The 21,854-nt window shown below is 40.3% G+C and carries 16 protein-coding genes; 6 read left to right on the top strand and 10 right to left on the bottom strand.

Going from position 1 to position 21,854, the window contains the following annotated elements; all coding sequences use genetic code 11:
- Positions 1-150: 150 nt before the first annotated feature.
- The 4 genes from BM015_RS16170 to BM015_RS16155 all read right to left on the bottom strand — a co-directional run bounded on the left by BM015_RS16170 (position 151) and on the right by BM015_RS16155 (position 7,382).
- Positions 151-1,686 (bottom strand): DUF4832 domain-containing protein, encoded by a 1,536-nt coding sequence (locus BM015_RS16170; protein WP_177191938.1) that lies wholly within the window; start codon positions 1,684-1,686, stop codon positions 151-153.
- Positions 1,687-1,736: 50 nt separating this feature from the next.
- Entirely contained in the window at positions 1,737-2,606 is an 870-nt protein-coding gene (locus BM015_RS21980; RefSeq protein WP_090660888.1) for a PKD domain-containing protein, read from the bottom strand.
- 81 nt (positions 2,607-2,687) lie between these two features.
- Positions 2,688-4,385, bottom strand: coding sequence for a RagB/SusD family nutrient uptake outer membrane protein (locus BM015_RS16160; RefSeq protein ID WP_245751461.1), 1,698 nt, complete (start codon positions 4,383-4,385; stop codon positions 2,688-2,690).
- A 3-nt stretch (positions 4,386-4,388) separates the two neighbouring features.
- Positions 4,389-7,382, bottom strand: a complete 2,994-nt coding sequence (locus BM015_RS16155) for a SusC/RagA family TonB-linked outer membrane protein (protein WP_090661181.1) — start codon at positions 7,380-7,382, stop codon at positions 4,389-4,391.
- Between the two features lie 357 nt (positions 7,383-7,739).
- On the opposite strand from BM015_RS16155, the gene BM015_RS16150 reads away from it, so the two are divergent.
- A complete protein-coding gene (locus BM015_RS16150; protein WP_090660885.1) occupies positions 7,740-8,606 on the top strand; it encodes an EamA family transporter in 867 nt (288 codons plus the stop codon).
- A gap of 20 nt (positions 8,607-8,626) precedes the next feature.
- Here the strand turns inward: BM015_RS16150 and BM015_RS16145 are convergent, their stop codons facing one another.
- Both BM015_RS16145 and agaR read right to left on the bottom strand, forming a co-directional pair.
- Positions 8,627-8,974, bottom strand: a complete 348-nt coding sequence (locus BM015_RS16145) for a hypothetical protein (protein ID WP_090660883.1) — start codon at positions 8,972-8,974, stop codon at positions 8,627-8,629.
- A gap of 12 nt (positions 8,975-8,986) precedes the next feature.
- Positions 8,987-9,772: a transcriptional repressor AgaR gene (gene agaR / locus BM015_RS16140; RefSeq protein WP_090660880.1), complete on the bottom strand. Its 786-nt coding sequence runs from the start codon at positions 9,770-9,772 to the stop codon at positions 8,987-8,989.
- Positions 9,773-9,923: 151 nt separating this feature from the next.
- Between agaR and BM015_RS16135 the strand changes: the two genes are divergently transcribed.
- From BM015_RS16135 to BM015_RS16115, 5 genes are all read left to right on the top strand, one after another.
- Entirely contained in the window at positions 9,924-11,099 is a 1,176-nt protein-coding gene (locus tag BM015_RS16135; protein ID WP_090660877.1) for an SIS domain-containing protein, read from the top strand.
- A gap of 59 nt (positions 11,100-11,158) precedes the next feature.
- Positions 11,159-12,112: a carbohydrate kinase family protein gene (locus BM015_RS16130; protein WP_090660875.1), complete on the top strand. Its 954-nt coding sequence runs from the start codon at positions 11,159-11,161 to the stop codon at positions 12,110-12,112.
- Positions 12,109-12,924, top strand: a complete 816-nt coding sequence (locus BM015_RS16125; RefSeq protein ID WP_090660873.1) for a class II fructose-bisphosphate aldolase — start codon at positions 12,109-12,111, stop codon at positions 12,922-12,924. Before BM015_RS16130 ends, BM015_RS16125 begins: the two co-directional genes overlap by 4 nt.
- Positions 12,925-12,968: 44 nt before the next feature.
- Positions 12,969-14,048, top strand: coding sequence for an amidohydrolase family protein (locus BM015_RS16120; RefSeq protein WP_090660870.1), 1,080 nt, complete (start codon positions 12,969-12,971; stop codon positions 14,046-14,048).
- A gap of 104 nt (positions 14,049-14,152) precedes the next feature.
- Complete coding sequence (locus BM015_RS16115) at positions 14,153-16,192, top strand: glycoside hydrolase family 36 protein (RefSeq protein WP_090660867.1); 2,040 nt, start codon at positions 14,153-14,155, stop codon at positions 16,190-16,192.
- A gap of 88 nt (positions 16,193-16,280) precedes the next feature.
- Here BM015_RS16115 and BM015_RS16110 read toward each other — a convergent pair whose 3' ends face one another.
- From BM015_RS16110 to nirB, 4 genes are all read right to left on the bottom strand, one after another.
- Entirely contained in the window at positions 16,281-17,639 is a 1,359-nt protein-coding gene (locus BM015_RS16110) for an alginate export family protein (RefSeq protein WP_090660864.1), read from the bottom strand.
- 100 nt (positions 17,640-17,739) lie between these two features.
- Entirely contained in the window at positions 17,740-18,564 is an 825-nt protein-coding gene (locus BM015_RS16105) for a formate/nitrite transporter family protein (protein ID WP_090660861.1), read from the bottom strand.
- A gap of 231 nt (positions 18,565-18,795) precedes the next feature.
- Positions 18,796-19,164 (bottom strand): nitrite reductase small subunit NirD, encoded by a 369-nt coding sequence (gene nirD / locus BM015_RS16100; RefSeq protein WP_245751460.1) that lies wholly within the window; start codon positions 19,162-19,164, stop codon positions 18,796-18,798.
- A 69-nt stretch (positions 19,165-19,233) separates the two neighbouring features.
- Positions 19,234-21,753, bottom strand: coding sequence for a nitrite reductase large subunit NirB (gene nirB, locus BM015_RS16095; RefSeq protein ID WP_090660858.1), 2,520 nt, complete (start codon positions 21,751-21,753; stop codon positions 19,234-19,236).
- Between the last annotated feature and the right edge of the window lie 101 nt (positions 21,754-21,854).

The raw sequence follows: 21,854 nt of genomic DNA, 5'->3' as shown, positions 1-21,854 counted from the left end.
TGCAGGAAATAAAGCATGAATAGCTTTGCTGTAATCTTTTAAATATAGCTGTTGAAAAAATATTAAAGAGTGGTGTGATTTTTCTCATAAGACAATTGGCATTGCATGTCTATGCAATGCTTGTATTTTTTTAACGGCTGGCTTTACAGTTTATTGAATGGTTACCGATTTATTCAAGGCATTATAACCTGTTGCTTCTTCCCAGGAATTTGTATTCGCCATGCGGATGGAATAAGCAGGGTTTAATGACAATGAAGCGTATGCATCGGGCAGGTTTAAAAACAAATCATAATTGCCGTGCGGCATATCGTTTTGTGTTATGATTTTTATTGTAAGCGAAGTTAAACCGCTGTACCATTTGCGAATATCGGTATCAATCGTATAAACAAATTCCTGTTTGGTTGATTGATTGCGCATAACAAGTTGCACCGGCCTTGCATTATATGGCGAAGCATAACCAACATTGTTTATATCCAGTGTGAATGCAAGCTGCATGCCTGCTTTAACAGGGCCTTTGGGAAAAACTCCATCTCTTAAAATAAGCCTGTAACCTAAATTCTTTTTAATGGCATCCATGCAACCTTCAGCTTCCCAGTCGTTGTTTACGTCGTTGTTATAAGCGCAGTTTAAAAAGCTGTAATGCATGTTTGCCATTTCTGTTTGCGCTTTGCCGCTGTTCTCACAATTGTTTTCAGGACTGTAAGTATCATCGCAGGTTTCACCGCCAACAACCGTATATTTTCCATCTGCCGCTGCATACAAATGCAATATGGAATAGGCGTCTGCACGCGACGATGATGAATTGCCATAATCATCATAAGTTCCATAATCGTTGGGCGATGAAAGAAAACAATCGTTATGAAAACCTATGCGTGCCATATCGCTTTCATCAAAAGCCTGCGCATCGGTTAATGCGGCGGATGAGGTAGGTGCATTAACTCCATAAACATAACGTTGTTTCATTTGCGGCGTGCGCACCTGTACCATTCGGCTTTGCGGTAATGCATCTAATAAAGCTTTTAATACTTCGTTCTTATCGCTCCAGTTCTTATCCAATAATTTCCCTTTTCCATTTGATGAAGGGTCGCCAAAATAATCGCTGTAATAATTCTCGCCCCATGTGCCTATAAACCCCATTTGCATGCAGGCAATAATGTCTGCATTATCCTGCAGCAATGGTTTTAGCTGCGCTATATGTGCGAGCACAATATTCTTTGGCGCATCACCGTATTTAGGACAAATAAAGCCTTCGGGGCAGGCGCCGCTGTTGCTCGTGATGGTATAGCAAAAGCGAACAATTAGTTTTACGCCTGCTTCACGGGCTGCTTTAAAATCGTTGCTGATGTTATCCAATACATCCTGCGTTAGGTTTTTGTGTGTAAACCCATCTAAAATAATATTTCTAAATACTAATGTGCTATATACTTTATAGTTGCCATCATCGGCCTGCTGCAGGCTGCGCCAGTTTTTCATCTCTTCGGCATCAAGCGGTTCATAATGGCTTGCATAGGTTTCTGTGGCACGATAAAAGCCGCGTTCAGGATTGGCAAAATCATCGCTGCTTTCATCATAATAAATAGTATCTGTTGCAGGCGGTGCATAGGTGATAGGATTTCCAATTTTATTGCATTGAACGAATGCAATAGCTGATATGATAACAGTAATGAACAAAAGATATTTTTTCATGAAAGATGGGAACATGTTATTAAAATGATGCAGCTATTTTTCTTCCGGCTTTATTCGCTCATGTCAAGAAAAAATGCATCTGTACTTTGATCAGGCGAATAACCAATGATGGCGCTCCAGTCATTTGCAGCAACCTGCACACCAATCCTCAAACCCTTACCGGTTAAGCCTTTTATCTTGCTCCTGCTAAGCCCAAATTCAAATTTTTGCACGCTTCCGCTTTGCACAACTGTTCCAAGTTTATAAAACTCATTAAGGTTTTGGTAAGTATAGTTTCCAAAATTCTGCTGGTCTGTTCCAATAAAATAATAGGGGTCAAGCCAGTCATCAAATATGGTTCCTTCAAGCAACACTTCATAACCGCCGTTTGGAATTTCACCGGTTAGCAAACCAGTGTTTATATTATTGTCGGCATCTATATACAGGTCATAAATATTGCCATCAGATTTTTTAGTATTCTGTTCAAAATAAACATATACATAGTTAGCATCATAATCAAATTTGGCTTTAATAAAATTGCCCGAATGAGCGCCGGCTGTTATAACATTAGTGGCAACCGTATCCCAGTCTGACAATGAATTATCATCGAGTTTAATGCTTGAAACTTTTGCTATATGTATTACGGTTGATGCCTCGCCGGTAACACCTGCAGATGTTGTAGCGTATAATGTTGGCACATATTTTCCTTTGCCCGGGTAAGTGTGTGTGGGGCTTTCATCTGTTGAAGTGGTGCCATCGCCAAAATCCCATTTATAACTCACGGCATCTTCAGATTTGTTGGTAAAAGAAACGGTTGCGCCATCAATACTTAAGCTGTAAAACACGAATGGCTGCGGATTATCTGAATCTTTTTTGCAGGAAGAAAAATTAACAGCAGCAATTAATGCAGCAATTAAAATGGTGAGATTAGTTTTTTTCATTTGTAATGATTTTATAAACCTGCTTTACTAATATTTTTTAATGTGGCTATCGGCCTTACGCCATGAAGGCGCCTGACCGCGTTACGGGTTTTGTGTGCACAATGAATTACTTTGTATTTCATCAATCGGAATGTAATAGATGATCCTGTTATCTGTTGGCTCTACGGTCATATTGCTATAGCCTGTTGGCGTTTTTGACAGGTCAATATCTGTTTCCTTTAAACCCGGCAAATGATAACCCCAATAGGTCCTGTTCATTGTTTTATTGTTGCGATATACATCAAAAGTGCGCTGGCCTTCAAATGCAAGCTCTATGCGCCTTTCATTCAATACCACGTCCAGTAAAGTCGTGCCATTAGGCACTTTGCCGTTGTACAAGCTGTTTTGCAAACCACGATTCTTCCGTATGGCATCCACATCATCCAATGCAGCTTTTGTGTTGCCGGTTTTTGCTTCGGCTTCTGCACGGTTTAAATACATTTCTGCAAGCCGGAACATAATAGGAGAGCTTAGAGTGGGGCTGCCATCCTGGAAAGAAAATTTGCTGATATAATAAGTCTCAATGCCATTCTTTTTTGCAATACCACCGTTGCCATCTTCAAGCGGTACAATATAATCCCAGCGCACATCTTCAGGATGTGCACCCATTAAATCCCTGATGGAAGAGCTTGCAAATTCTTCGCCCCATCCGCTGTTCCCGTCGCTGTAGATCATGGAAGCAATAGAGCCGAATTTGCCATAGTCTTCTTTATCTGTAAAGGCAATGCAGAAAATGGTTTCAGAAGCGCCTACTGCATTTGCAAACAATTGTGGAAATGTGCTTGCTGTTGTTAATGCAAACCTTCCTGAGTTAATTACTTTGGTTGCATAAGTTGCTGCGTTGGCATTATCATCCATGTATAAATACACTCTCGAAAGCAATGCCTCTGCCGCTTCTTTACTTGCATACTGCACACCCCGCGATGCATCCATTAAGTCTGCTGCCTTTAATGCATCTGCAACAACCTGTGCATACACTTCTTCAACGGTTGATCTTGCTTTTTCTGAAGGATCGCTGGTGGATGTTCTCAGAATAATGCCGGGTGATGATTTATCCTGCGTGTATGGCCTTGCAAATAATCTTACAAGATTGAAATGCGCAAAGGCTCTCAGGAAGTAACATTCGCCCAGTAATTGTTTTCTTACAGGATCATCTGTTGGTTCTTTTTCTACCGCCTCAATTACGGTATTGCAATCGCTGATGATCTTATAAGATATGTACCAGAAATAACGTGTATTGGTTTGTGTGGGAGAGTGGTCTAAACTGAAACTGTAAAACAAAGGGTCTTCTGTTACCTGTGAACAAACAATATCGTCGCTGGCAAAATCTGATAACTGGAAAAACTGGCGCAAATACATATTGTTGTCATCCGCCGTGCCGTTAAACATTACATGATCTTTAAACAAAGCGTAAGCACCATTAACCGCGTTGGTTAAGCCTTCCGTTGTTGATGTAAGTGTTTCTGTTGTAATGGAATCGCTGGGCGCCACATCTTTTATACAACTGCTGAAGGTGATGATGCATAACAATATTGCAGTTGCATAGATGCGGAACGAAACTGGCATTGTTATATTGAATAAACAGGATGATGATTTAGGCGCCTGGCCGCGTTGCTGCCATGAAAAACTGCTGCACAAGGGAGTCCCGATTAAATCGGGATAAATGACACAACCGTGCTTAATCATCGTATCAGCTGCCGGTAACATAAAATTTCTTTTTATTGATTTCATATACTTCATGGCTTAAAATTTTATGTTGATGTTTAATAAATACTGGTGATTGTTTGGGTATTTGAAATCGCTTACGCCGGGCGTTGTATAGATGTCTGACTGAATGGTTGTTTGCGGATCCTGCCCAAGAAATTTGGTGAAGGTATAAACATTGTCTGCCGTAACCGTAACCGCGATGTTCTGCAGGCCAAGCCTTGTGGCAAAGCTTTGCGGCAGGTTATAACCAAGCGAAATATTGCGTATGGAAAGATAGCTGCCATCCTGCAAATATCTTGTTGATGTTTCTGTTGAATTGGCGGCGTTTTGCGGGCTTGGATTGGTGGCGATATCGCCGGGCTTTGCCCAAATGCTGTAACCCGATGGCAGTACAATTTGATTATAGTAAGGCTCGTTGCCGTCGTTCATTACAAAGCGCAGATCGTTGCTGTAAACCTTGTTGCCATAAAGGAAATACAGGTTGGCACTTAAAGAGAAGTTTTTATAGGTGAATGTGTTGGTGAAACCGCCCTGGTATTTTGGTAATGCAGAGCCCACTTCCTGTAAAGTGGCTTCGGCGTAGCTTGACGTGGTTTCTTTTGCCGTAACATTGCCATCGGCATCTTTTGTAATCTTTTCCCATAAAGGCGCACCTGTTTGCGGATCAACGCCTTTCCATACAGGCATATAAAATTCATATAGATTACCGCCGTTTCGATAGGTTTGAGAGATGGCCCATGAACCTGTTTTTACAAAACCTGCAGGTAATTTTTGCAGCGTATTTGTATTAAAGCTGATGTTGAAATCCGTTGTCCATGAAAAGTTTTTGCTTTGGATATTGATAGTTGATAAGGCAATTTCCAAACCTTTGTTTTCGATCTCCCCAGAATTTTCCCATCGCGTTTCAAAGCCAACAGACAATGGCTGCGATACCTGCAACAACAAATTCTTTGTCTGGTTTTTATATACATCAACTGATAAGGAAATGCGTTTGAAGAAATCTATATCAACACCAATATTTGTTTGGTATTTGCTTTCCCATGTTAAGTTGGGGCTTGGCAATTGTGATGGTGTTGCCGCCGATTCATTATTGTATTGGCTGGTTAATGAATACAACCCGAGATAGCGGGAAGCGCCAATATCCTGCGTGCCTGTTACGCCATAGCCGCCACGTATTTTCAGGAGATCAATTATGTGATTGTTTTTTAAGAAATCTTCATTGCTTACCAACCAGCCGGCTGATATGGCCGGGAATGAGCCATAACGGTTATTTTTTTGAAAAGCAGTGGAACCATCAACACGGTAAGAGCCGGTTAAGAAATATTTGTTTTTATAACTGTAGTTAACCTGCGAGATATAAGATATTAATGCTGACTGGTCATAATATCCGTTCACGCTTAAATTGCTTGATACAACATTCAAAACCCTTAAATTAAATGGCAGGCCGCGGCCGGAAGCGCCGATTGTTTCTGTTTTACCGCCTTCAAATGCAACACCGGCAAGGCCGTTTAGCTGGTGATCACCAAACTTAAAATTGAATTTTAAAAGATCGTTTGAAATGCCACTGTAACTCAGGATGCTGCTTTCATCTAAATAACCTGTTCCGTGATATTGCCCGGCAACATCGCCTGAATAATAATTAGTGCTCTTGCTGTAGCTTGCGCCAATGCGGTTAGTGCTTGAAAAAGCCAGCCAGTTGGTTATTTGATAATTAAAGTTAAGATCATAATTCACATCAAAACCTTTGTATGGATGATCTGAATGATCGATGGTGTGTAAGGGGTTTACTTTATCCCTGCTCCACCATTTGAAAGAAGAGTTGCCATCTACATAAACAGGCTTGCCTGCGCTGTCGTAAGGATTATCCCAGGGCAGGTTTAGGAATGCATAATAAATATCATTGTAATCATAGCTTGTGCCTGTAATGCCGCTTATATTAATGGTATTGGTTAAAGATATTTTTGGATTGAAATGCAAGGTTGAAGAGGCTCTTAAATTAGCACGTTGAAATTTTGTGTTCTTGAATGTGCCATCTTCATTATAATAAGATGCGCCGAGATAATAATCGCTTTTTTCTGTTCTGCCTGAAATAGAGATGTAATAATTCTGCATGAACGCAGGATTAAAGATTGTCGTCATCCAGTTATGGTTTTGATCCTGTAATTCTCTTGGCCTTTCAGCATAAAATTTCAACAGGTCAATCTTATAAGAGTTGCCGGTATCAGTTGGAATATAATCCCGGTAAAACTCTTTTTGATAATTGTATAACTGTTCGCCATTCATCATATCAAGCTTACCAAAATCCGGCGTGCGAAAACCTGTTGTGGCCTTAAACTCAAAAGCCGTTTTATTTGTCTTGGCCCTTTTGGTGGTAACCACAATTACGCCTGCATTGGCCTGTGAGCCATACATGGCGGTTGCTGCAGCATCTTTTAAAACCGTGATGCTTTCCACATCATTGGGATCGAAATTGCCGCCGATTATTCCATCCACCACATATAAAGGCGATTGCGATGCATTGATAGATGAAACGCCACGCAGCCTTATTTCTGCATTGGCGCCGGGCACGCCTGAACTGTTCACTACCTGCAGGCCCGCCACTTTTCCCTGCAGCATGCTTCCCACATCGTTGGTAGTTACATCTTTTAATTTGCCGGCATCAACAACAGCAACTGAGCTTGTTAACTCACCTCTTTTCTTATCGCTGTAACCAACAACAATCACTTCATTCAAATTCTTATCTGTTTCAATAAGCTGTATGATAATATTATTATCTGCAGCATTCACAGCAACATTCTGCGAGGCAAAGCCAATAGAACTGACAGTTAATGATAATGCGCCGGAGGGTACCTCAATTCTAAAACTGCCGCTGTCATCTGCAATGAATGATTTACCATTTTTAATTGTGATGGACGCTTTGCTTACTGCATGCTGATCGGTTGCCGAAACAACTTTACCTTCCAACGGCCTTGTTTGGGCAGATGCAAACAAGGCAGTAAATAATAATGGCAACAATAATATTTTTTTCATGTAGAGTTGGTTTGTTTTAATTATCACATATAATTCTCACCGGTTAATTTTTAAGATGTTTGGTTCACGACAACTTATCTTGAATCTGTTTTATAATTAACAGCAGGTATAAAATTTATAATTCAATGCTAAGTGCTGTATATAACGTTAATGGTTTTATGTACAATCTTGTCGTATTAAAAAGATCTTTTAATTCCCGTAAACCGGGCTTTATTCCCGAATAATTCAATTTTTTTGCAAACAATACATTCGAAAGATTTATAACGAAACCAAAGATAACGAAAGAAATAAAAATAAAATAAAAAATATTAAAAGTTTTTTATAGTTATTTTTATAAAACAAAAACTATTATAGCTGATGATAAGATCGTCGAAACTCTGGCTGTTTTATGCGATAATTACTACGGTATTCTGGGGCGTTTGGGGCGCTTTTATTGAAATACCTGAAAAAGCAGGTTTCCCTGCAACATTAGGTTATGTGGTATGGAGCTTAACTATGATACCATGCGCATTGGTGGCATTAAACATTATAAAGTGGAAACCTGAAACGGATAAGCGTTCTGTTTTTTTAGGATTAATAGTAGGCCTGCTTGGCGCCGGTGGCCAGCTAATTTTATTTGAAGCCCTGCGCGAAGGCCCTGCCTATATAGTATTTCCATTAATATCATTGTTTCCTGTGCTTACTATTATTTTATCTGTTGTATTCTTAAAAGAGCATACCAATAAAAAACACTGGACAGGCATATCGCTTGCATTAATTGCTGCAGTTTTCCTGGCCAACCCCAAATTAACGGGCAGTGAAACTTCGGGCAATAGCTGGCTGTGGCTTTCTGTAATTGTTTTTATTATGTGGGGGTTGCAGGCTTATGTAATGAAGTTTAGCAACAATACCATGAAAGCGGAAAGCATATTTATGTACATGGCCATTGGCGCTTTATTACTATCGCCTTTTGCAATATGGATGACCGATTTTTCGCAACCCATCAACTGGGGTTTTAAAGGGCCTTACCTCGCATTTATAATACAGATATTAAATGCTATCGGGGCGCTTACTTTAGTATATGCGTTACGCTATGGAAAAGCAATCATTGTGGTGCCGCTTACGGGATTATCGCCTGTAATAACGATCATTATTTCTTTAATTATTTATGCTGTTTTCCCAGGAACAATTTTATTGATCGGTTTGATATTGGCTGCAGTGGCAATTGTGCTGCTGAGCGAGTGAGTGTTTGTTCTGTAGCCGTTTTAATAAAGATTGACTGTCAATTTTTTATTTATGGTGTCAATCTTATACCAATAGCTTTCAGTTGCTGGAGGAATGCATTCTTCTATTTTTAAGTTTCTTGCATATTTGCTTAAAGCCTTTTTACCAAGGCTAATTGTCAATTGATATTTATCTTGCCCGCTTTCTCCAATGAATGCAGTTGTTACAATTTGTCTATTATCATTAATATGTTTTTTGGAGATTTCTTTTTCCGATTGAGGCAATAATACGCCGTCACACCACAAACGTTTTATTAAATTATCTTGTGAATTAGCAAAAGCTTTCGTTAATACAAATTCAAGAAATTCGCAAAAATTTTGGTCTATCATTTATTCGATAATTTATCCCGCTACCAGCACCTCAATTCCTGCTTCTTCCAAACGTTTTTTGTCATCACTGGCAATACCATTATCGGTAACTACTTTCTTTATTTTATCAAGCCCGCAAATAAACGCCAGGCTTTTTCTTTTAAACTTGCTGCTGTCGGTAACAAGGATCACTTCTTTGGCAATTTCAATCATGATCCCGTTTAAATGCGCTTCATCAATGTTGGGCGTAAAAATGCCCTGCTTGGTATCAAAGCCATCAGTGCTTAAAAAAACTTTGTCAACAAAAAAATTGCGCAGGTTTTTTTCTGCCAACGGCCCAACCAGGCTCATGGCATTCTGCCTTAAATAGCCGCCCGGAATTATTACATTTACTGCCGGGTGCGCCGCCAGCAAATTGGCAATATTCAATGCATTGGTAACAACGTTTAAATGTTTTATGCCATCCAGGTGTTTTACAATTTCTGCAGTAGTGGTGCCGCTGTCAATTATTATGGTTTCTCCGTCATTAATTAAAGAAGAAGCCAGTTTGCCTATAGCTGCTTTTTCTGCTGCATGAATTTTATGTTTTTCAGTAATCCGCTGGTCTATCCCCACATGATTTTCCGTATGAATAGCGCCACCCCTTGCGCGAACCAATAAATTCTTTCTTTCCAGGTGCTCAAGGTCATTGCGAATGGTTACTTCGCTCACATTAAATTCCCTGCTCAATTGCGTTACCATTACTTCGCCGGTCTCCTTTATATGTTCCAATATTTTCTTTCGTCTCGATACGGTAAATCTCTCTTTCCTTTCGGCCATGGATGTAAAATTTCAGCTAATATATCAGAATATTTATTGAAAAACAATCTTAAGCACAATTTTATTATTTAAATAGAAAGATTATGAAGAAAATAGAAAGATTTTGAAAGATAAATTTATAATCATTACTTTTGTTTATAAACCTTAATTCATGCAATTGCTTAGTCTGGATGAAAGTTACTTAAAAGGAAAAGGCGCACATTTAACGGCTGCAGAAATTGCCGGCCAGCCTGATTTATGGCATGCTGTTGAACATTTATTTTTTGAGCACAGTGAATCGGTTCATGCATTTCTTTCCCATGCTTATAAAGAAGCAGATAATATTATTTTTACGGGTGCAGGCACAAGCGCTTTTATCGGCCTTTCGCTTGAAGGCGCATTTTTCAGGAATACAAAAATTCAAAGCAGGGCCATTGCTACCACCAATATCGTTTCAAGCCCGCAGGATTATTTTAATGCCAGTCAAACATCATTGATTATATCATTTGCCAGGAGTGGCAACAGCCCTGAAAGCAATGCCGCGCTTAAACTGGCCGATACATTTTCAAAAAAATGTTTTCATCTTATTATTACCTGCGATGAAAATGGTTCGCTGGCGCAATATGAAACAACAAATCCAAAATATGTTTTCGTATTGCCTGAAACGGCTAATGATAAAAGCCTTGCCATGACAGGCAGTTATTCAGGCATGTTGTTAACGGGCCTGATGATGGCGTATATCAATCATCCATCCATTATAAAAAATCAGGTGCAGTTATTAATAAAAGCAGCCGGGCATATTTTATCAGATGCATTAACTACGTTGCAAAAGACTGCTGTCAAAGATTTCAGGCGTGCCATGTTCCTGGGCTCAGGAAATTTGCTTGGCACGGCAACTGAAGCGGCGCTTAAACTGCAGGAATTGACTGATGGAAAAATAATTTGTAAAGAAGACAGTTATCTCGGCCTGCGGCACGGCCCGAAAGCTGTGATTGATAAGCAAACATTGGTAGTATATTTTTTCAGCAATAATGATTATGTAAAGCAATACGAGCACGATCTCGTTGGCGCTATGAAAAGCGGTAATAATGCTTTATATGAATTGGCTGTAACTGAAAAAAATGAAAGCGGGATTGAAGTAGGTGCACAAATAAATTTTGGTAACAGGCAGGAACGTATTGAAGAAGATTTTCTTCCTGTTTGTGCAATAGTACCTGCGCAAATACTGGCTTTTTATAAAAGCCTGGATGTTGGTTTATCGCCTGATAACCCATCGGTAAATGGCGCTATATCAAGGGTGGTGCAAGGCGTAACTATTTATTCTTTCGAAACAGGTATAACAATATAAATTATGAATAACCGCTGTTAATAAAATTGAATTTTCATTTTTAAATTTTCACTTAAAAAGTGCAGGATAAAAAATTTGATGTACTGGTTGCCGGCGAATTAAACATCGACCTTATTTTAAGCGGGCTTGCGCAGTTTCCTGAAACAGGCAAAGAAATTCTTGCGGATAAAATGGTTTATACGCTTGGAAGCAGCTCCGCCATCTTCGCTTCAAACCTAAGCGCACTGGGCGTTTCCGTAAATTATTGCGGCTGCACAGGTGATGATGATTTCGGGAAAAAGATAATTAAAGACCTTGAAGTAAAAGGTGTTGCCACAGATAATATTATTCGCAGCAATACATTACAAACTGGCGTTACAGTTGCTTTCAACTTTGAACAAAACCGCGCCATGGTTACCTATCCCGGCGCCATGAATGCGTTGAGTGAAAACGATATAACAGATGCCATGCTCCACGATGTGAGGCATCTTCATGTAAGTTCGGTTTTTATCCAGCCGGCATTAAAGCCCGGTCTTGTAAAGTTATTTAAACGTGCAAAAAATATTGGCTTAACTACTTCTCTTGATCCGCAATGGGACAGTTATGAAAAATGGGATTGCGACTGGAAAAATTTACTGCCAAATGTTGATGTGTTCATGCCTAATGCGGAAGAATTAAAAAATATAACCGGCAAAGAAAATATACAGGATGCGGTTGCTTCAATAAAAAGTTTTGCCAACATTATTGTTGTAAAAAACAGCATTGAAGGCGCCACGGTTTTTTATAAAAATGAAGTGATAGAACAACCTGCATTCATAAACGATGATTTTGCTGATGCCATTGGCGCCGGCGACAGTTTTGATGCAGGGTTTATAAGGCAATTCATTCGCGATAAATCATTAAAGGATTGCACAGAAATGGGCGCTGCTTGCGGCGCATTGAATACAACTGCTTTTGGCGGTACAGCAGCGTTCACCGATTTGCAGTCTGTAAAAAAATCAGCATTCAAAAAATTTAATTATACCATAGAATGACGATGAAAGAAAAGCTGGCTGCCTGTACCAAAGAAGGCAAAGCGTTGCTGGCAGTTAATTTTTACAATTTTGAAACATTAAAGGGATTGTTGCTGGCGGCAAAGCAAACCAACAGCTGTCTTATTTTACAATTAAGTGAAAGCTCTTTACAATATCTCGGCATTCAACCTGCTGTTGCAATGGCAAGGGTTATGTTGAAAGAATTTGGTGTGGAAGGCTGGGTGCATCTCGATCATGGAAGCAGTATTAAAATTGTTACAAAATGTCTTGATGCCGGTTTTGACAGTGTGATGATTGATGCCAGTGAAAAACCATTTGATGAAAATGTGCGCATTACAAAAGAGGCTGTAAAAATTGCTGAGCATTATAATGCAAATGTTGAAGCTGAACTGGGTTACATAGCTAAGCTCAATCAGTCACATACATTTGAACCAACGGGCGCTGATGACGCGAAACGTTTTGTAGAAGCAACAGGTATTAATGCATTAGCAGTTGCCATTGGAAATGCGCATGGCTTTTATAAAGAAATACCAAAGCTGCGCATTGACCGCTTAAAGGAAATCAGAGCTGCAGTGAATTGTGCATTGGTCTTGCACGGCAGCAGCGGTATTCCCGGCGAGCAGTTGCAGGAAGCTATTCGCAATGGCATCAGCAAGATCAATCTTGCGACAGAAACAAAAAACACATTTATGAAAAAGTTGCAATCGTTATTGGCTGAAAGCGATGAGATTGACCTGCGTAAAGTGTTTCCAAAAGCGATTGATGCAGTGAAGGATTTGATTGTCAGGAAACTTGATGTGGTCAATGTTTAAGCATTGGCGGATCAATGACTAAAATCTCTAAAGCAGTTTGCATTATGAAAAAATTACTGGTTGTTTTCACATTCATTTTTGTGCATTACTCTTTCGCACAAACGAAGGCTGATAATTTATTATTGAATAATTACAGGCCTGTATCTATTTACAAAACACCAACTGCCAATATACAGAAAGCTGCTTTTCCAATTATCGATATGCATTCACATGATTATGTGCAAACACAAAATGATGTTGATGACTGGGTTAAGCTGATGGATAAAATGAATATTCAGAAAACAATGGTGTTCACTTATGCAACCGGCAAAGGTTTTGACAGCGCCGTTGAAAAATACAGTAAGCATCCGGACAGGTTTGAGCTATGGTGCGGGTTTGATTATACAGGTTATGGCACTACCGGCTGGCAAAAACATGCAGTGCAGGAATTGGAAAGATGCTATAAAAAAGGAGCTAAAGGTGTGGGTGAATTGGGTGATAAAGGTGAAGGCGAATTGTATTCAAAACCAACGCCGGGAAAGGGTTTGCATATTGATGATCCGCAGATGAAGCCATTGCTTGAAAAATGTGCAGCGCTGCATATACCCATAAGCATTCATGTGGCGGAAGATGAATGGATGTATGAAACACCCGACAGCACGAATGATGGTTTAATGAATGCAGCCAAATGGCATGTAGATACGAATAAGCCAGGAAAGCTTGGCCATGATGCATTGATTAAATCGTTGGAAAATGCTGTGCGTGATAATCCTTCAACAATTTTTATTGCCTGCCATTTGGCAAACTCCTGTTCTAATTTACAAGTCTTGGGTGATATGCTGGATAAGTATCCAAACTTATATGCTGATATCGCAGCACGTTATGCGGAGATTGCGCCGGTGCCAAGGTATGCGGCTGCTTTTATTACAAAATACCAGGACAGGTTATTGTATGGCACAGATAATAGCCCTGAAGAACACATGTATTTAACTACTTTCAGGATTTTGGAAAGCGCTGATGAGCATTTTTATGAAACGGAAATGTTCAATTACCATTGGGCTTTATATGGATTGGATTTGCCTGAAGAAGTACTGGAAAAGTTATACAGAAAGAATGCGGAAAAGATCATGAACGAATACAGATAAACCTATAAGGTTTATAAACCTTATAGGTTTTGCCCAACCTTTAGTCTTGACAGCTTTTGTTTTGAACCATGAAGACACAAAGACACAAATAAAACCATTCAGGAATGAATAAACTATTAGTAACATTTTTAAATTGCTGCATCATTTGCATCGCATCAGCGCAAACTATTATCACCAATCAGAATTTAAAAATTGAAGTGAATGATGTTTTGCAAACAAAAGTGAATGCAACGTTCAATAATGCGAAACCATTAATCAATAGCTTTTCTTCATCAGAATATATTCAAACAAAATATTTCACAGCAAAAGAATTTCATCTTATAAAAAAAGAAAGAAATACCATTAACGATGCTGCAGGTAATGGCGTTGAATGGAAATTTTTCGGATCAGATAACATCAATCATATTGATAAGATACTTTCTATAAAAGTTTATAATAATTTTCCCGATGCGGCTTATTTCAATGTGCAATACATCAATAAAAGCAATAAAGAATTGCCTGTTATACAATGGGTGAATAACGAATACAATGTATTGCCGTCAAGCGATACAACAGCATTCTGGAGTTTCCAGGGCAGTTCGCATGCAGACCGGCGCGACTGGGTTCAAAAAGTTAATCGCGGTTTTTATGAAAAAAATTTTATGGGCATGAATGCTTCAGATTATGGCGGCGGCATTCCTGTTATTGATTTATGGAGAAGAGATGCAGGGATTGCAATTGGCAATACGGAAGCTGTTGCCAAACTTGTTTCATTGCCGATAGATTTTGATCAATATGCAGATGCTGCAAACATGAGTGTGCGGTATGATTATCCCGAACCGGAAATTTTAAAACCAAATGATACGCTGAACACTTTTGAAACTTTTATAAGCGTGCATCAAAAGGATTGTTTTGCTGCGTTGCGCAACTTTTCAAACTTCATGCAAACAAAAGGCATACGGGCTGCAACTGCTGAACCTGCTGCGTTTGAGCCAATCTGGTGCGCATGGGGTTATGAAAGGGATTTTACTTTAAAGGAGATTTTAAATACGCTGCCCAAAGTAAAAGAACTCGGGTTTAAATGGGTTGGGCTGGATGATGGTTATCAGCAGGCGGAAGGCGACTGGCATACAAATAAAGAACATTTTCCTGGCGGTGATGCAGAGATGAAAGCCTTTGTCGACAGCATTCATGCACAGGGAATGAAAGCTGTATTATGGTGGGCGCCCATGGCTGCAGATCCTGGCAGTAAAGTCTTGAAAACACATCCTGATATTTTGTTGCAGCAGGAAAACGGGGCGCCGCAATATATAACGTGGTGGGATGCTTATTATATGTCGCCAACCGATAAAGCAGTAATTGAAGAAACAAGGAACACTGTAAAAATGTTTATGCAGGATTGGGGTTTTGATGCACTGAAATTAGATGGCCAGTATATGAATGCATGCGCGCCCGATTATGGCGATCATAATATTGACTATCCTGAACAAAGCTTTGAAAAGCTGCCATTGCTGTTTAAGGTAATTTATGAAACGGCAAAAAGTATAAAACCAGATGCGGTGATTGAATTTTGCCCGTGCGGCGATGTGATGAATTTTTATCACATGCCTTATGCCAACCAGTTTGTAGCAAGCGATCCAACCAGTAGCTGGCAGGTGCGGTTAAAGAATAAAATATATAAGGCGTTGATGCCGCAGACGGCTTATTTTGGTGATCATGTTGAGCTTACAGATACCAAAGAAGATTTTGCTTCGCAAATTGGTATTGGCGCGGTGCCGGGAACAAAATTTGTTTATCCTGCAACCGGCGTAAAAAGTAAGGATGAAAATTTATTAACACCGGAAAAGGAAAAGCTGTTTGAAAAGTGGCTGAATATTTATAATGAAAAGATGTTAAGCAAAGGCATCTTTCGCGGAGAATTATATGATATTGGTTACGATGATCCTGAAACATATTGCATACAAAAAGGCGACACTATGTATTACAGTTTTTACAACGCAGATTTTAATGGCGAAGTTGAATTAAGAGGGTTAGCTGCAGGTAAAAAATACAGCGTTTATGATTATGTAAATAATAATAACCTTGGAATAATTAACGGCGATAATCCTAAGCTAAAAATTAGCTTTAAAAAGAATCTTTTGATTGAAGTGAAGGAAGCGAAGTAGTTTGGCCTTTCTCAACCTGTTATAATAATACCTGCAATCAAATATTGCAGGTATTATTATTAAAACACCGTTGATGTGTTATGTGTCGTTATTTAAAATTAAAAGATGGCTGAATCTTTATCATCAGGTAAGCCCAGTTATTATTGCTTTGCGCATTCGTTATATTTTTTACACCAGGCGATGTCAGCGATGCCGTGGAAAAAAAATGGCTGTAACCTGCCTCGAAGCCTATTATTTTAGTAAGTGCATAGTTGGCGGTGATGTCTGCTTCGGTTCCAAGATTGAGGCTCATTTTATCACCGTTGTTGTTATATACAGAACTGCTGCTGTTAAACTGGTGAACGCCCGCTGTAAACGAGCATGATGAAGATGCTGCATACTTTGCTTTCAGATAATAATCCATCAAGCCTTTATTGCCAAAACCACTGCCTGCATAAAAATAATCCATCAATCCCCAGAATTTATGCGGCGTTCCATAGAGCGGGTCAAAAGCATTGCTTTTATTGCCGCTTGAACCACCTGTAGTATAATCAATGCCGGGGCCAACGCTAAACTTTTTATTCACTTTATAAAACGCGTTGGCAGATAACAAGGCTGCTGATAATTTTTCTCCTGATGCATTTTCTCCAAACTGGTAGTATGCCGAAGCAGAGACGTTTATTTTATTAAAATTATTTATCGTATAAAACCCTGTTGTAAACCTTGTCCATGTACCATTATCCCAAACTTTTGAAGGCACATCATTTGTAATGTCGTTATGATATTTACTGAACTGGTCGCTAAAGAATAAAAACGAAATATTTCCCTGTTCATACTTTCTGCCGGCATAGAGGTATTCAAAACTTTTATACATACTGCCGCCGTTTGTATTGGCTGCATAGTTACCGGCAGGCGTTGGGTTATATTTTGTATCGCTTGCATTTTCTTTATTCTGGTTAAATGCAAAACCAGCGTGTATCATCCATTGGTTTGAATTGAATTGCAGCAAAGCCGCATCATGACGGCGTGCCGGCTGCGGCCAGTCGAGATTACCCATCAATCGCTCGTCATCATAAATTATTTCCTGCCTGCCTAATTTAAGGGCTATGCTGTATCTTTTATTAGACGTATCTGTAAGGCCAATTTCCGCCCAGGCCTCATGCAACATTAACCCGTTATTATCCTGCGTTGTAGTGCGGTTAATGGTCGAACCATCCTGCCCCCAAACCCTCACGTCCTGTATTGTTATACCTAATTTCAACCGGTAAGTGCTGAAGCCAGCAGATAATCTTGTGCGTTGTGAAGTAAACAGTGCCGGGTTTTCATCTTTTGGCAAAGGCGCTCCCAGGCCGTCGCGGTATTCTGTTCTTGTACGTAGTTGTGCCGATACGGTTAATTGCGCCGATGCGGTACTATAAAAGCAGGAAGCTGTTAACCCGAAAATTATGGTTTTAAATATTGGTTTCATATTGAATAATTGACAATAAATATCATCTGCATTTTTAGATAGAAAATGCACACTTGTTTTAGAATAAATTCCTATAAAATGTAGCCAGGCTGCTTTTTAGTTATGCAGCTTTTTGCAGCATCAGTTCCTGGTCTTCTGTTTGTTTTCCGTGTGTATAATAAACGGCCATGCCTGTAAATACAAGCCCGCCAACTATATTGCCGGCAGTTACAATAAGCTGGTTATACAGCCACCAGTCACTAATGGAAACTTTGGCGCCAAACATTATTCCTGCTGGTATTACAAACATGTTTACAACAGCGTGTTCATAACCTAAAGCGAAGAAGATAAAAATAGGCATGCCCGCACAAAGTATTTTGCCAATGGTTGATTTTGATGTAAGCCCCATCACCACACCCATGCAAACCATCCAGTTACAGAGAATAGCTTTTACAAATGCAGTTGCCAAGCCTGCTGTACCAATTTGTGCATAAGCAATGGTTTTCTTTTCGGCAACGGTAACCATCATTTGTTCTACTGCACCTGGCGCAGTGCTTGTTCCCATCTGCGTTGAAGCAGCCCAGTAAAAAAAAGCAAACAACAGGCTGCCGATAAGATTACCTGTAAAAACCCAAAGCAGGTTTTTAAGCATAGTGCCGGCGCTTATCTTCTTTTCAAGAAAAGCAAGCGGTACCAGTGCAAAACTGCCAGTTACCAGTTCAAGGCCAAGTGCGATAATAATTACAAAGCCAACCGGGAAAACTATAGCGCCGATGAGCGGAATTTTTGTTTGCGTTACTGCTGCAAATGCCAGCACAACAGAGATTGCCAGTAATGCACCTGAAAGCATGCTGCGGATAAGCAGGTCTTTTACCGGTAACGATGATTTGGTAACGGCGGCATTCATCATGGCGCCGGCTACTTCTTTGGGAGATACATAGTCCATAAGTTTTAATTTTTAATTATTAGCAATTGGTTTGAAGAAATGTTGTTTGATGTTGATGTTAATTGAAGAATGATTTTTATAATGATGCTTTTAATGCTACCGGTCTAACGTTCTTGCGTCTGGCGGCGTATCTGCAAGCGGAAACCTTAGCTGCGCAAGTGTTGAAACTCCTGAAAATCGTAACCTGCCAACTGCGAATAGCCTGTTACAAAAATTAAATAATGCCCTGCATCATTCTATTGTTTCACCTACGCCGATAAACACAATGCCGTGCTCCACTTTTACCGGGTAAGTTTTAATAGCGCATTCATCGCCGCTTAAACATTCGCCCGTGGCCAGCGAAAATGTTTTTTTGTGAAACGGGCAGGCTACTTTCGGTTCATCGCTTTTAGTGCCGATCATGCCGCGGCTTAAAGCCATTTGCTTTTTATGCGGGCATTCGTTTTGCGTGGCGTACCATTCATTGCGGCGGGTAAAATAGAATAGCGCTATCTGCGTGTCTTCATATTTTACACAAACGCCGCCGTTCTCTGCCACGTCTTCCACGCGGCAGGCAGCGAACCAGTTACTTTTTTTTACATTGGCTTCATGTAGCATCATGGTTGTTGTTTTTTTGGTTGATGGCAGGCAAATCGTAGAGTCCTTTTTATTTCTAATCAAGAGAACTTTTTACCAGTTGGCAGCTTTCTTCTGCTCCCTTAGCTGGTTAAACTGCACGGTTGGATCTTTTTCTCCTGGCGCATTTATAAAGTGATTGAAACGCTTTCTTATTTCAGGGTTGTTTATAGCAGTTTTCCATTCGCACTGGTAAGCATTCACCAGTTGCTGCATTTCCTGTTCCCATTGTTCAGCCATCCCAAGGCTGTCGTTCACTACCACATTGCGCAGGTAATCTATGCCGCCTTCCATTTTGTTAAGCCAGGTGGCGGTGCGGGTGAGAGGGTCGGCAGTGCGTATGTAAAACATCAAAAAACGGTCAATGTATTTAATGCAGGTTTCACTGTTTATATCAGTTGCCAGCAGCAGGGCATGTTGTGGTTTGCTGCCGCCGTTGCCACATACATATAAATTCCATCCTTTTTCGGTTGCGATAATGCCGAAATCCTTGCTTTGCGCTTCGGCGCATTCTCTTATGCAACCTGAAACGGCAGACTTTATTTTATGCGGCGCCCTTAGCCCACGGTAACGTTCTTCTACCTGTATAGCAAAGCTCACACTGTCTTGCAAGCCGAAACGGCACCAGGTTGTGCCCACACAACTTTTCACGGTACGCAAAGCTTTACCATAAGCATGGCCGCTTTCAAAGCCCGCTTCAATTAATTCACCCCAGATGAAAGGCAAGTCGCTGAGATGTGCACCAAACATGTCTATACGTTGGCCGCCTGTTATTTTGGTATATAAACCATATTTCTGCGCTACCTGGCCAATGACAATTAATTTTTCGGGGGTGATTTCACCGCCGGGGATGCGGGGCACTACAGAGTAGGTACCACCTTTCTGGATATTGGCAAGAAAACGGTCGTTGCTGTCCTGGGCGGTGTCATTGCCTTTTGCAAGCACCATTTCATTCCACAAACTGGCAATGATAGAAGAAACAGCAGGTTTACATATTTCACAGCCATCACCATTGCCAAGCTGATCTAAAACATCATTATAGGTTTTAAGCTCATGTATTTTTATAAGGTCGAAAAGCTCCTGGCGGCTATATTGAAAATGTTCGCACAATACATTGCGCACATATTTTCCATGCTGCTTCATGGTATGCACCATCAGGTCTTTAATCATAGGCAGGCAACCACCGCAGCCCGTACCGGCCTTCGTACATTTTTTAATTGCATCCACTGTTTCACAGCCACCTTCTGAAACCGATTGGCAAATAGTTAATTTGGAAACACTTTCACAACTGCATATCAAAGCATCATCGGGCAAAGCAACAATGCCGGCGCCATTATCTTTTTTAGCTTCCCTTGCCGGAAGTATCAAATCTTCAGGATGCGGCGGCAGAAAAATTTTGTTTTTGAAGGTTTGCAGAAGTAGGTTGTATTGAGAGGCATCGCCCACGAGAATACCGCCTAATAAATATTTACCATCGGCTGATACATTTATCCTTTTATAAATACCTTTTACAGTGTCCTGTAAAACAATATTGCGCACGTCATCACCGCTGGCAAAAGGGTCTCCAAAACTGGCAACATCGGTGCCCACCAGTTTTAATTTGGTGCTCATATCAAAACCGGTAAATTGTTTCCTAGCGGATGATTGGGCTTTGTCAACCATTGCGCATATTTCCTGTGCTGCTACCTCTGCCATTTCATAGCCGGGGGCCACCAGGCCGTAGATCATTTCATTATATAAAGCACATTCACCAATAGCATATATAGATTCATCAGAAGTTTGCATGGAATTATTTACTACAATGCCTCCATTCATGCCGGTTTCCAGGCCACATTCAAGTGCCAGCTCGCCGCGGGGCTTAATACCTGCTGAAATAACCAGCATATCTGTTTTAAGAGAGGAGCCATCAGCAAACTGCATTTCTGTAATTGCTTTTTTGCCTATGATCTTGGTTGTATTGGTATCGGTATGAATAGTAAGGCCGAGGCTTGTTAGAGTAGTCATCAGCATTTGGGAGCCGGTTTCATCTAACTGGCGGGGCATTAGCCGCCGGGCAAATTCTATAACATGTGTATCTGCAATTCCCAGGTCGAGTAGCGCTTTGGCGGCTTCCAGGCCTAATAGCCCACCACCTATAACGGCCCCTGTTTTGGCTTTTGCTGCATAAGCCTGTATAAGATGAAGGTCTTCAATAGTACGGTAAAGGAAAACGCCTTCTTTTTCAACACCTTCAATGCGCGGCACGAAAGCGGAAGACCCTGTGGCCAGCACCAGGATATCATAGTGTATCACAAAACCTTTAAAGGTATGCACCAGTTTGGCCGTGCGGTTAATGGCCTGTACGGGGTCGCCGAGGTGCAGGTTGATGCCATTTTCTTTATACCATCCGGCAGGCGCCAGGGTAAGGTCATCAACGGTTTTGCCTTCAAAAAAACGGCTGAGGTGTACACGGTCATAAGCAGCATATTGCTCTTCACCAAAAACAGTTATTTCGAGGCCTGGCAGTTTTTTACTTATCAGCTTTTCACAGAATTTGTGGCCAACCATTCCATTACCAATTATAAGTATTCTCATACAGTATAATTTTTATTAATATTTATAATTGGCAAACAATCGTGTTATTTAAATAATAAAATTGAATTAATCAATCATATTATTATTTAAATAATATTGTG

The sequence above is a fragment of the Parafilimonas terrae genome, assembly GCF_900115755.1.
Lineage (GTDB): Bacteria > Bacteroidota > Bacteroidia > Chitinophagales > Chitinophagaceae > Parafilimonas > Parafilimonas terrae.
The sequence above is the reverse complement of the archived record's forward strand: the minus strand, read 5'-3'. Positions and strand labels throughout refer to the sequence as shown.